General features: G+C 62.0%; 11 protein-coding genes. 8 read left to right on the forward strand and 3 right to left on the reverse strand.

The features are described from left to right. Together AC1D17_RS25400 and AC1D17_RS25405 are read right to left on the reverse strand one after the other, a co-directional pair. Positions 1 to 827: ABC transporter permease (locus tag AC1D17_RS25400; RefSeq protein WP_477568059.1), on the reverse strand; the 827-nt coding region annotated here is incomplete at its 3' end. Further along, positions 824 to 1918, reverse strand: coding sequence for an ABC transporter ATP-binding protein (locus AC1D17_RS25405; RefSeq protein WP_477568060.1), 1095 nt, complete (start codon positions 1916 to 1918; stop codon positions 824 to 826). The genes AC1D17_RS25400 and AC1D17_RS25405, both read right to left, overlap by 4 nt. A gap of 414 nt (positions 1919 to 2332) precedes the next feature. Between AC1D17_RS25405 and AC1D17_RS25410 the strand changes: the two genes are divergently transcribed. Genes AC1D17_RS25410 through AC1D17_RS25430 form a run of 5 tightly spaced genes read left to right on the forward strand, consistent with a single transcriptional unit; the run spans position 2333 to position 7242 of the window. Beyond that, positions 2333 to 3607: a flavin-containing monooxygenase gene (locus AC1D17_RS25410; RefSeq protein ID WP_477568061.1), complete on the forward strand. Its 1275-nt coding sequence runs from the start codon at positions 2333 to 2335 to the stop codon at positions 3605 to 3607. 54 nt (positions 3608 to 3661) lie between these two features. Next, a complete protein-coding gene (locus tag AC1D17_RS25415; RefSeq protein ID WP_477568062.1) occupies positions 3662 to 4075 on the forward strand; it encodes a RidA family protein in 414 nt (137 codons plus the stop codon). 9 nt (positions 4076 to 4084) lie between these two features. Further along, complete coding sequence (locus AC1D17_RS25420; RefSeq protein WP_477568063.1) at positions 4085 to 4759, forward strand: DUF1028 domain-containing protein; 675 nt, start codon at positions 4085 to 4087, stop codon at positions 4757 to 4759. A 23-nt stretch (positions 4760 to 4782) separates the two neighbouring features. Further along, positions 4783 to 6273: an aldehyde dehydrogenase gene (locus tag AC1D17_RS25425; protein ID WP_477568064.1), complete on the forward strand. Its 1491-nt coding sequence runs from the start codon at positions 4783 to 4785 to the stop codon at positions 6271 to 6273. Positions 6274 to 6321: 48 nt separating this feature from the next. Then, positions 6322 to 7242: a LysR substrate-binding domain-containing protein gene (locus AC1D17_RS25430; RefSeq protein WP_477568065.1), complete on the forward strand. Its 921-nt coding sequence runs from the start codon at positions 6322 to 6324 to the stop codon at positions 7240 to 7242. 21 nt (positions 7243 to 7263) lie between these two features. Here AC1D17_RS25430 and argE read toward each other — a convergent pair whose 3' ends face one another. Next, on the reverse strand, positions 7264 to 8433 hold the full coding sequence (argE, locus tag AC1D17_RS25435; protein WP_477568066.1) for an acetylornithine deacetylase: 1170 nt from the start codon (positions 8431 to 8433) through the stop codon (positions 7264 to 7266). Positions 8434 to 8688: 255 nt separating this feature from the next. Here argE and AC1D17_RS25440 point away from each other — a divergent pair, with 255 nt between their 5' ends. From AC1D17_RS25440 to AC1D17_RS25450, 3 genes are all read left to right on the forward strand, one after another. Next, complete coding sequence (locus AC1D17_RS25440) at positions 8689 to 10770, forward strand: oxidoreductase (protein WP_477568067.1); 2082 nt, start codon at positions 8689 to 8691, stop codon at positions 10768 to 10770. A gap of 88 nt (positions 10771 to 10858) precedes the next feature. Beyond that, positions 10859 to 12253: an aspartate ammonia-lyase gene (locus AC1D17_RS25445; RefSeq protein ID WP_477568068.1), complete on the forward strand. Its 1395-nt coding sequence runs from the start codon at positions 10859 to 10861 to the stop codon at positions 12251 to 12253. A 50-nt stretch (positions 12254 to 12303) separates the two neighbouring features. Then, positions 12304 to 12527: electron transfer flavoprotein subunit beta/FixA family protein (locus tag AC1D17_RS25450; protein ID WP_477568069.1), on the forward strand; the 224-nt coding region annotated here is incomplete at its 3' end.

Consider the following 12527-nt stretch of genomic DNA (forward strand, 5'->3'; position numbering starts at 1 on the left):
GCCATGAGCACCATCGCGATGGCAGCTCCAAGCGGCCAGTTGCGGGCGCCACCGAACTGCATCTGGATCAGATTGCCCATCATCATCGATTTGCCGCCACCAAGCAGCGTGGGTTCGAGAACCGCGCCCAAGGTCGGGACGAAGACCAGGATCGCCCCGGCAATCATGCCTGGCGCGGAAAGCGGCAGGATGATCCGCCGCAACGTGATCCAGCGGCTGCCATAGAGATCGTGGGATGCCTCCAGCAGCGTGTGATCGAGCTTCTCGATCGAGGCAAAGACGGGGAGGATCATCAGCGGGATATAACTGTAGACCAGCCCCGTCAGCATGGCTGTGTCGCCAAAAAGCAGGCTGTCCATGTCATCGATCAGGTGCAGGGCGCGCAGCGCTTTTTCGACAACCCCGTCATTGCCGAGGATGATGATCCAGGCGTAGACGCGAACGATCATCGAGACCCAGAAGGGTAGCGTCACCAGATAGACCAAAGCCACTTTGACCGACGGCCTCTGCAGGGCAATGAAATAGGCAACCGGAAAACTCAAGAGAAGACAGAGGATGGTTGTTACGGACGACAGCAGCAGCGTTCTGCCGACCACGATCAGATATTGGGGATTGAACTCCATCTCGCCGGTCCAGCCTTCGTTGAAGAGCAGCTGCTTGTAGGACGTTGCGGTGAAGATGTAGTCGAAGCCACCATAGGGGCCACGGGTCGAAAAGGAGACGATCACGACGATGCCGATCGGAATGATCAGCGTCAGGAGCATGATGGCATAGGCTGGCATCAGGCCCAGAAGGTTCCAGCCGGGTCTTGTCGCGCGCGCCGTCATGAGCCGAGAATCCGTGCGGATTCGGCAGAGAAACCGAGCTTCACCGGCTCGCCGATTTTGAGCATGTGGTTGCGGCTTGTGGTGTTTCGCTTGGAAACGCGCAAATCGATGCCGCCGGTTTTAACGACATAGTGTGTGTAGCCGCCGAGATAATTGGCGCCGATGACGGTGCCTTCGAAGACAATGGGATTGCCCTGTTCCGGCAGGCTGATCTTTTCGGGCCGGATCGATAGGGTCGCCTTCCCTCCGGTGATCGCCTTTTTATGCGGTGCTTTCAGCGTAAGGCCGAGCGGAAGTGCGACGGTGGCAAAATCGCCATCGACCGCAACGACGTCCGCGGGCAGAAAATTCGTTTCCCCGATGAAGTCGGCGACGAAACGGTTAGCCGGCTCTTCATAGATGTCGGCGGGCGTTCCGAGCTGCTGGATCTCGCCATTGCCGAGCACGCAGATGCGGTCCGACATGTCGAGGGCCTCTTCCTGATCGTGCGTGACGAAGACGAAGGTAATACCCGTTTCCCGCTGCAGGCTGCGCAGTTCGTTGCGCATCGCCTGGCGCAGCTTGAGATCGAGCGCCGACAGCGGTTCGTCCAGCAATAGCACCTGTGGCTCTGGGGCGAGGGCGCGGGCAAGCGCGATGCGCTGGCGCTGGCCGCCGGACAATTGTTGCGGCTTGCGATTTGCAAAATTTTGCATGTGAACCAGGCGAAGCATGTCGGCGACGCGTGCGTCGCGGCGATCTTTCGACCAGCCGAGGTTCTCGAGCCCGAAGCCGACATTCTGCTCAAGGGTCATGTGCGGAAACAGCGCGTAGCTTTGAAACACGGTGTTGACCCGCCGCTTGTGGGGCGGCAACCCTTGGATATCGGCGCCCTGCAGAGAAATCTGCCCCGTTGTCGGTTGCTCGAACCCGGCAATCATGCGCAGCAGGGTGGTCTTGCCGCATCCGCTCGGGCCAAGCAGCGTGAAGAATTCATTGTCGTAAATATCGAAAGAAACCGGTTTCAGGGCCTGATAGGCGCCGTAAGCCTTGGACACGTCTTTAATCTCGACGGCCTTTCGATGGGGTGGATGGCCGCTGGCATCCTTCATGGCGGTGGGCTCCTCTGGCGATTTCGAATGGTTTGATGGGAGAGGGGTCTTTGGACTCATCCCGGCTGTTCCCTCGCGGTGTTGACCACCGTTCCCTTTTGTCCTTGCAGGCCGCTGGAAGATCGCCAGCCATCAGCGCCAAGCTGCAGCAGCAATCTAGGCGGGGGACAGGAAGGGGGAAATTCGGAAATTGCGACGCGGTGCTTCGGAGTTTTATGCGGCGGCGTTTCAGCATCGATCGCCCGACGTCTCCCGAGACCATCCACATCGTTGGCAATCCCGCCGCATTTAGGGACAGGCTAACCACTGGCACGGGAAATCGTAATGTTCGGGCTCCGGTCGCTTCAGTAAACCAACGATCAGATTTCCGTCGCATCCGCAGAAACTGCCGGACAGCCAGAAAAGGAAGCAGAAATGCCCGTTGAAAAAGTAGACACGCTTGTTGTTGGTGCTGGCCAGGCCGGGGTTGCCCTCAGCGAGCACCTGAGCAAGTGCGGCGTGCCTCACCTCGTCCTTGAGCGCCACCGCATTGCCGAACGCTGGCGCTCCGAAAGATGGGACAGTCTGGTTGCCAACGGTCCGGCCTGGCACGATCGATTTCCGGGCCTTGAGTTTTCCGACGTGGATCCCGATGCCTTTGCACCCAAAGAGCAAGTTGCGGACTATTTTGCTGCTTACGCAGAAAAATTTGGAGCCCCTATCCGCTGCGGAGTGGACGTCAGGGAAGTGCGAAGGAATGCCGGCCGGCCCGGCTTCCGCGTCGAAACGTCTGACGGCGTGATCGAGGCCAACAATGTCGTTGCCGCCACCGGACCTTTCCAGCGGCCCATCACCCCTGYCGTCGTTCCTGAAAGCGCCGGCGTCATGCAGATCCATTCGAACCTTTACCGAAATCCCGGCCAGTTGCCCGAAGGTGCGGTGCTTGTGGTTGGCGCGGGGTCTTCGGGTGTGCAGATCGCGGACGAACTCCTGCGGGCGGGCAAGCGCGTCCACCTGTCCGTCGGAGCGCATGATCGTCCTCCCCGGGCCTATCGCGGGCGTGACTTCTGCTGGTGGCTGGGGGTTCTCGGCAAGTGGGATGCGGAAACTCCGGGACCTGGCACCGAGCATGTCACGATCGCTGTGAGCGGTGCACGAGGCGGCGAGACGATCGACTTCCGCCGCCTCGCGGCGCGAGGGATGACGCTCGTTGGCCTGACGACATCCTACGCGAACGGCACACTGACCTTTGCGCCGGACCTTGCGGACAATATTGCGCGCGGCGATGCCAACTACCTGTCGCTGCTGGATGAGGCCGACGCTTACGTGACGCGCAATGGCCTCGACCTTCCGGAAGAACCTCAAGCCCGTGAGATCGCGCCGGATCCGCAGTGCCTGACCAGTCCCATTCTCGAACTGAATCTCGCGGAGGCCGGGATTACCTCGATCATCTGGGCGACGGGCTATGCCGTTGACTACAGCTGGTTGAAGGTCGACGCCTTCGACGAGAAGGGAAGGCCCAAGCATCAGCGCGGCGTGTCGATCGAGCCCGGCCTCTATTTTCTGGGTCTGCCATGGCAATCGCGCAGGGGGTCCAGCTTCATCTGGGGCGTCTGGCACGACGCCAAGCATTTGGCCGATCGGATTTCCACGCAGCACAAGTACCTAGCGTACCATGCTTCGGCGAAACGCCAGACCGAAGACGCGTAGCCGCTGCCAACAGCGCCCCCATTCGCCCCTCAATCACGCAAATAGGATCTATCGATGGAACACCGCAGGCATCGCACGTTCAATACCAAAACCACCTATCCCGAACAGAACCTCGACAACGACCTCTGCCAGGCGGTCGTGGCACGCGGCACGACGATCTTTCTGCGCGGGCAATGCCCCCAGGAACTCGATACCGCCAAGAACATCGACAGCCACGATCCGGTCGAGCAGACCCACAAGGTGATGCAGAACATCCGCCAGCTGATCGAAGAGTGCGGCGGTACGATGGAACATCTCGTCAAGGTCGTGGTCTACATCACCGATGTCCGTCATCGCGAGGCGGTCTATCGCACCATGGGCGAGTACATCAAAGGCGTCTATCCGGTATCGACCGGCCTCGTCGTTCAAGCGCTCGCCCGGCCGGAATGGCTGGTCGAAATCGACGGCACGGCCGTCATTCCGGACTAGGGGCGCGCCATGACGTTTTCCATCGTTGCCCGGTGCCGTCAAACCGGCATGTTCGGCGTTGCCGTTTCCTCATCATCGCCGGCGGTCGCGGCGCGCTGCGCCTATGCCCAGGCCGGCGCCGGCGCCGTGGCCAGCCAAAACATCACCGATCCGAGCTTGGGCACGCAGGGTCTCCTGCGTCTCGAACGGGGGGATGGCGCAGCCGAAGCGCTGGCATTCCTAAAGTCCAACAATGCCCACCTGGATTATCGTCAGGTTCTGATCGTCGATGGGCGGGGGGCCACAGCCGTTCATTCCGGTTCGAACGCTCTGGGCATCTGGGGACACGCCACCGGTGACAACGTCGCATGCGGCGGGAACCTGCTCGCAAATTCCGGTATCCCCTCCGCGATGGTGGAGGCATTTCTGGCCTCGACAGGCCATTTGGGCGATCGATTGATCGTCGCGATGCGGGCAGCGATCGCGGCTGGCGGCGAGGCGGGTCCCGTGCACTCCGCCGGCATGAAGCTGGTCCGTGACGTGGCATGGCCCGTGGCGGATTTGCGTTGCGACTGGACCGAGGCTTGCCCGGTGGAAGAACTGGCAGCTCTTTGGGACATCTACAAACCGCAACTGGACGCTTACGTCCAGCGCGCCATCAACCCTTCGGCCGCACCGAGCTACGGCGTGCCGGGCGACGAATAGCAGACCTATTATTGGAGAATTGCATGACTGTGCTGAGCCATCAGGACTGGATTAACCGGGCAGCGGCGATACGCTTCCGGGACAAGGCATTCATAGACGGTCAGTCCGTGCCGGCGCGTTCGGGCAGGGTCTTCAACAGCATCAACCCGGCGACGGGCGAGATATTGGCGGAAGTGGCTTCCTGCGGACAGGACGACGTCGATATCGCCGTGGCGGCGGCGCGGCGCGCCTTCGAGGCAGGGGTCTGGTCACGGAAAAGCCCGGCTCACCGCAAAGATGTTCTTCTGCGGCTGGCTGCCCTGCTGCGGGAACATCAGGAGGAGCTGGCCCTGCTCGAGTCGCTCGATATGGGCAAGCTGGTCAATGACGCGGTGACGGTCGACGTCCCGGGGTCGGCGGCGATCTTTCAGTGGTATGCCGAAGCGATCGACAAGATTTACGACGAGATCGCCCCGGCCGAAGAAGGCAATCTCGTTCTGGTCCGGCGTGAACCGCTGGGCGTTATCGGCGCGGTCGTTCCGTGGAATTTCCCGTTGGACATGGCGACCTGGAAATGCGCGCCGGCGCTGGCGGCCGGCAATTCTGTCGTGCTGAAACCGGCCGAACAATCGCCGCTCTCCGCTTTGCGGCTGGCCGAACTTGCCATGGAAGCAGGCGTGCCGGCCGGTGTTCTCAACGTCGTGCCCGGTCTTGGCGAGACGGCGGGACAGGCGCTGGGACGTCACCCGGATGTCGATAGTCTCGTATTCACCGGCTCCACCGCGATCGGCAAACTGTTCCTGCAATATGCGGGACAGTCCAACATGAAGCAGGTTTGGCTGGAAACCGGCGGCAAGAGCCCCAATCTGGTTTTCGACGATTGCACCGATCTCGACGCGGCGGCCGACATGGCGGCTTTCGGAATCTTCTTCAATCAGGGCGAAGTCTGCTCAGCGAATTCGCGTCTGCTGGTGCACCGGCGGATCAAGGACAGCCTGGTCGAAAAGCTGATCGCCCGCGCAGCGGCGATGCAGCCGGGCGATCCGCTCGATCCGGCGTCGAAAATGGGCGCCCTGGTCGATGCGAGCCACACCTCAAACGTCATGCGCTTCATCGAAGCAGCGAAGAAAACCACGCGGCTCGTGGCCGGCGGTGAGCAGGTCACGGTGAACGGGCGCGGCAGCTTCGTGACGCCGACCATCTTCGACGATGTCCGCCCCGACAATCCGATCGCGCGCGACGAAGTCTTCGGCCCGGTGCTCGCAGTGATCCCCTTCGATGACGAGGAGGAGGCGGTCCGCATTGCCAATGACAGCCCCTACGGTCTGGCCGCGTCGCTATGGACGAACGATCTGTCGCGTGCTCACCGCGTCTCCGCGCGGCTGAAGGCCGGCACGGTGTCCGTCAACACGGTCGATGCCTTAAGCCCGATGACGCCCTTCGGCGGCATCAAGCAATCCGGTTTCGGCAGGGATTTGTCGCTTCATTCCTTCGACAAATATACGTCTTTGAAAACGACATGGATAAAATATTAGACCGCGTCACCCTTGCACACTCAACCTGAACCATAGCACAATCGCACCATGCCCCTACGCTTTACGTTGCGCCAGCTGGAATATTTCGTTGCGGTCGGCGAGGCTGGCAGCATTGCGAAGGCTTCCGAGCAGGTGAATGTTTCACCGCCATCGATTTCCGCCTCCATCGCGCAGCTGGAGGCGGAATTCGGCATTGAGCTCTTTGTCCGCAAGCATTCGCACGGATTGTCGCTGACCGCCGGAGGCCGGGTCTTTCTCAAGGAGGCGCAGCGGCTGCTCAGCGACGCGGATGCCCTGCACGACGTCGCAGGGGATATTTCGGACAAGGTACGCGGTCCGCTTGCTGTCGGCTGCCTTGTCACCTTCGCTCAGCTGGTGCTTCCAGCGCTGCGCCGCAGTTTCGAGAACCAGCATCCCGAAGTGCGCATACGGCAGTTCGAACGCAACCAGGGTCAGCTTCTGGAGATGCTGTTGCGCGGCGAGATCGACCTCGCTTTGACCTATGACCTCGAAGTTTCCCAGGACATCGCCTTCGAGCCCCTCATGCAGCTGCCTCCCTATGTGATGCTGCCTGACAACCATCGTCTGGCCGGGCGCGAGGTGGTGATGCCGGAGGATCTGGCCGATGAACCCATGGTCCTTCTCGATCTGCCCTATAGTCGGGAGTATTTTCTTTCGGCATTCCGTGAAAAGGGCATCCGCCCGAATATCGCCGAGCGCACCAGCGACATCGCCGTGATGCGCTCGATGGTGGCGAACGGGTTCGGCTATGGCATTGCCAATATGCGGCCGCTCAACACGCTGTCGCCGGACGGCAAGCTTCTCGCCTTCGTGCCGCTGGGAGGCGATCTGCGTCCCCTGATCATGGGGGTCGCGTTGCCCAACGGCGAGCACAGAACCCAGGCCGTGCACGCCTTCGTCAAACATTGCCGCAATTTCGTTGGCGAACAGGGCGTTTTCGGGAAGTAGCGACCCGTTGCGGCATCCCGGTCAGAGGCCGGCCAAGCCGTCTGGATCGGCAAGCCGCAAGAGCAGCCTGTCGAGGAATACATCGCAGCGTCGAAGCTGTTCGATGGTCACGAACTCGTCGGGCTTGTGGCCCTGCGCCATGAAGCCGGGGCCGCAGACCACCGTCGGAATATCGAGGCGCTGGTTGAACAGCCCGCCTTCGGTTCCGAACGCGACCTTGATCGTGCCGTTCGCATCCGTCAGCGATTTGACGAATGCAACGGCGTTCGACGTCTCTGCGATGTCCAGCCCAGGATAGCTATTGGTGACATCGATTTCGACGGCCGCTTCCGGGGCTATTTTGCGGGCGCCGTCGGCGATCTTGCCGCCGGCGATGCGCAAACGGTCCAAGATCGCCTCAGGATCGTCGGCGGCGACATTGCGTATCTCGAAGTCGAGCGTACAAAGGTTCGGCACGATATTCAGGGCAACGCCGGCGTTCATCTTGCCGACGTGCACCGTCGTATAAGGAATGTCGTAATCGCTGTCGTGCGCGCCGTGGAGCGCGAGCCTGTCCTGTTCTGCGCGCAGTTCGCCGACGAAATCGCATCCCATATGGATGGCATTGACGGCAAGCGGCGCCAGCGCCGAATGCCCTTCGCGCCCGGTGCAGGTGCAGCGTGCCGCTGTCTTGCCTTTGTGCCCGGTCGCCACCTCCATTCCCGTCGGCTCGCCGACGATGCAGAGACGGGGGCGAACCGGTGCCGTTGCCAGCATATCGATCAGACCGCGCACACCCATGCAGCCGATTTCCTCATCATAGGAAAGTGCCAGATGCAGCGGCGTCTGCAAATTCATGCCGGCGGCGCGCAGCGCGGCTGCAAGCGCTGAGGCGATGAACCCCTTCATGTCTGCGGTGCCCCGGCCATAAAGCCGGCCGTCGCGTTCCGTCATTTCAAAGGGAGGCACGGTCCAGTTCTGCCCTTCGACCGGCACGACGTCGGTATGCCCGGACAGGAGAACGCCGGGCCTGCCGGCCGGGCCGATCGTCGCAAACAGGTTTGCCTTCTGGCCGTCCTTGTCCGAAACCAGCTGGCAGGCAATGCCCCGTTCTTGCAAGAGCGCGCGCACGAAGTCGATCAGGGCCAGGTTGGACAGGTGACTGACCGTTGGAAATGCAATCAGCCGTTCAAGAATTTCGACACTGTCCACGTTCGCCTGCTCCGTTTTCGCTTTGGCTGACTTAGCACGCAGGTAACCGGAGGCTCAGTCGAATTTCCCGCACTGCCGCTTCGGCGAAAACGAATGGGCGCCTCCCGATTAGGTCTGTCCTAAGCGGTGAGAAAGAAAACTGTTGTTTCCTGCGCGGTCCGCCGCCTCCACAGTGTTACGGATCGGCGGGCCGCATGGCGCCCGCATGTCCATCACAGACTGTAGGGGCGAGCGACCCCTGCCAGGGGGAAAGAATTGCGCGATCCACGTTATGACATTCTGTTCGAACCGATGAAGATCGGCCCGCACGTCGCGAAGAACCGGTTCTATCAGGTGCCGCATTGCAATGGCGGCGGCTACCGCGACCCTTCGGCGGCTGCGGCCATGCGCGGCATCAAGTCCGAAGGCGGCTGGGGCGTCATCTTCACCGAACAGACCGAGATGCACCACACCTCGGAGATCACGCCCTTCATCGAACTCAGGCTGTGGGAAGACCAGGACATTCCTGGGCTGCGCCGCATGTCCGATGCCATGAAGGTACATGGCGCGCTGGCCGGCATCCAGCTCGCCTATTCCGGCATCAACGGTCCGAATTTCTATACGAAGGAAGTGCCGCTCGCGCCGTCCGCCTTGCCGATCCGCACCTTTACCAACGATCCGGTGCAAGCCCGCGCGCTGGACAGGACTGACATCAAGAACCTGCGCCGCTGGTTCGTCAACGCGGCGAAACGCTCGAAGATCGCGGGCTTCGACCTGATTTGTCTCTACGGCGCGCATGGGTTCGGCATCTTTCAGCACTTCCTGTCGCGCGCCACAAACCAGCGCACCGACGAATACGGCGGCAGCCTCGAGAACCGCTCGCGTTTCGCGCGCGAGGTGGTGGCCGACATCCGCGAGGCCGTCGGCGATACCACGGCGATCACGATGCGCGTCAGCCTCGACGAGACCATCGGTGAACTCGGCTTCTCGAATGCCGAGGTGCGCGAATTCGTCGAGTTGAACGCTGACCTGCCGGATCTGTGGGATCTGGCGCAGGGCACTTGGGAAGACTGTTCCGGTCCCTCGCGTTTCAAGGAGGAAGGGGCCCAGGAACTGTTGGTCAAGGGCATCCGTGAACTGTCGTCAAAGCCGGTTGTCGGCGTCGGCCGCTTCACCTCGCCCGACGTGATGGCGCGGATGATCAAGTCCGGCACGCTCGATTTCATCGGCTGCGCGCGGCCCTCGATCGCCGACCCTTTCCTGCCGAAGAAGATCGAGGAAGGCCGGATCGAGGACATCCGCGAATGCATCGGCTGCAATATCTGCGTCACCGGCGACATGACCATGTCGATTTCCCGCTGCACGCAGAACCCGACGTTCATGGAGGAATGGCGCAAGGGCTGGCACCCGGAGCGCATGAACGCGAAGGGCGAAAGCCAGACGGTGCTGGTCGTCGGCGCCGGCCCGGCCGGCCTCGAAGCAACACGGGCGCTCTCACTGCGCGGCTATGACGTGACGCTGGCCGAAGCGACCACAACGCTGGGCGGTCGCGTGGCGCGCGAGCGCCTGCTGCCCGGCCTTTCGGCCTGGGGCCGCGTCGTCGACTACCGCCAGTACCAGATCAGCCAGCGTTCCAACGTCGAGACCTATTTCGACAGCCGGCTTTCGGCAGACGACGTGCTGGCCTTCGGCTTCGAGCATGTTGCGCTCGCCACCGGCTCGCACTGGCGCCGCGACGGGGTAGCGCGCCAGCATGTCGTCCCGATGCCGATCGACGTGGGCATGCCGCTCTGGACGCCGGACGACATCATGGCCGGCAAGCACCCGGAAAACCTCTCCGGCAAGACAGTCGTGATCTATGACGACGACCATTACTACATGGGCGGCGTCATCGCTGAGGTGATGGCCAAGGCCGGCGCCAAGGTCATTCTCGTCACGCCATCGGCCTATGTCTCGGACTGGACGCGCAACACGCTGGAGCAGGGCGCGATCCATGTGCGCCTCGACGATCTCGGCATCGATATCCAGCTGAACCGCGGCATCACCGCCATCCGCGCCGGCGATGTCGAGACCAACTGCGCCTATACCGGCCGACGCGGGGCGATCGGCTGCGACGCGGTCGTCATGGTTGCCTCGCGTACCTCGGACGACCAGCTCTACCATGACCTGCTGGCGCGCCAGGATGATTGGGCCGATGCCGGCGTCAAGAGCGTCAAGGTCATCGGCGACGCCGCCGCGCCTGCGCCGATCGCCTGGGCGACCTATGCAGGGCATCGCTATGCCCGCGAACTCGACACGCCGGATATCGGCGATGCCCTGCCGTTCCGCCGTGAAGTCACCGCGCTGGCGGCCGAATGATCGCAAAGACAGGCTTGCCGGATGCGATCAGCAGCGCCTTCCGCATCCGACAATCCGGTTTCTTCGCCATCCTGCGAGATAGATCGACATGAATGAACAGCAAAGAACCGAGCACGATTTTCTCGGTGATATGACCCTGCCGGCGGAAACGCTCTATGGTATTCAGACGGCCCGCGCCCTTGCCAACTTTCCGATCACCGACGTTCCCTTGAGCCATTTCCCCGAACTTGTCGTGGCATTGGCAATGGTCAAGAAGGCCTGCGCGCTTGCCAATCGCGATTGCGGTGTGCTGGAGGATCGGTTCGTGGATCCCATCCTTGCGGCGTGCGATGAAATCATCGACGGGCGTCACCATCAATGGTTTGCGGTCGACATGATCCAGGGAGGAGCGGGCACGTCCACCAACATGAACGCCAATGAGGTCATTGCCAATGTGGCGCTGCGCAATCTCGGTCATCGGGCAGGCGATTATCAGCGGCTGCATCCGAACGATCATGTGAACCGGTCGCAATCGACCAACGACGTCTATCCGACCGCGATGCGCCTCGCCGTGCTCAGCCAGACCGCCGCGCTGATCCGGGCGCAGGCCGGGCTGAGCGCCGCCTTCGCCGTGAAGGCAAAGCAGTTTGCCGGGATCGGCAAGGTCGGCCGTACTCAGCTTCAGGATGCCGTTCCGATGACGCTCGGCATGGAGTTTGCCGCCTTTGCCGCCACGGTCGATGAAGACATCGAGCGGGTCGTGCAACTCGGCGAACTGCTTACCGAGGTCAATCTTGGCGGAACCGCGATCGGGACAGGCATCAATGCCCCGGCCGGCTATGCCGGGATTGCCGTCGCACATCTGGCGAAAATCAGCGGCCGCACCTTCAGCCCGGCAAGGAACCTGGTCGAGGCGACCTCCGACGTCGGCGCCTTCGTCACCTTTTCCGGTGTTCTGAAACGGATCGCCGTGAAACTGTCGAAGATCTGCAACGATTTGCGGCTGCTGAGCAGCGGTCCTCGCGCCGGGTTCGGCGAAATCAAACTGCCGGCCGTCCAGCCTGGCTCCTCGATCATGCCGGGAAAGGTCAATCCGGTCATCCCCGAGGTGGTCAACCAGGTCGCCTACCAGGTCATCGGTAATGACCTCACCGTCACCTTCGCCGCCGAAGCCGGCCAGCTGCAGCTGAACGCGATGGAACCGGTCATGCTGTTCAACCTCCTGCAATCGATCCGCATCCTCACCCGGGCGATAACGGTGCTGCGCGAGCGCTGCGTCGAAGGCATCGAGGCGGACAGGGCGCGATGCGAGGAACTGGTGGACAAGAGCCTGATCCTCGCAACGGCGCTCGCCCCTCACATCGGCTACGAGGAGGCCGCCCGTGTTGCCCGCCTGGCCGTCACCGATGGCCAGACGATCCGCGAAGTCCTGCTTCGGCTGGGGGCGATGTCCGCCGACGATTTCGATGAACTGAAACGCCGGTCCTGGGCCTTTCCCGCGTAAGACGCGCGGATCGCCTGTGGACCTGAGAAAGAATGAAAAGGAAGGACATCATGAAAGTTCTGGTCACCGTCAAGCGTGTCGTCGACTACAACGTGAAGATCCGGGTGAAGCCGGACGGCACGGGGGTCGAGCTTGCCAATGTGAAGATGTCGATGAACCCGTTCGACGAGATTTCGGTCGAGGAGGCTTTGCGGCTGAAGGAAGCCGGCAAGGCGTCGGAAGTGGTCGTCGTCTCCGTCGGTCCGGCCAAGGCCGAGGAAACGCTGCGCACGGC

It is taken from the genome of Pararhizobium sp. P1_E7 (genome assembly GCF_056405855.1).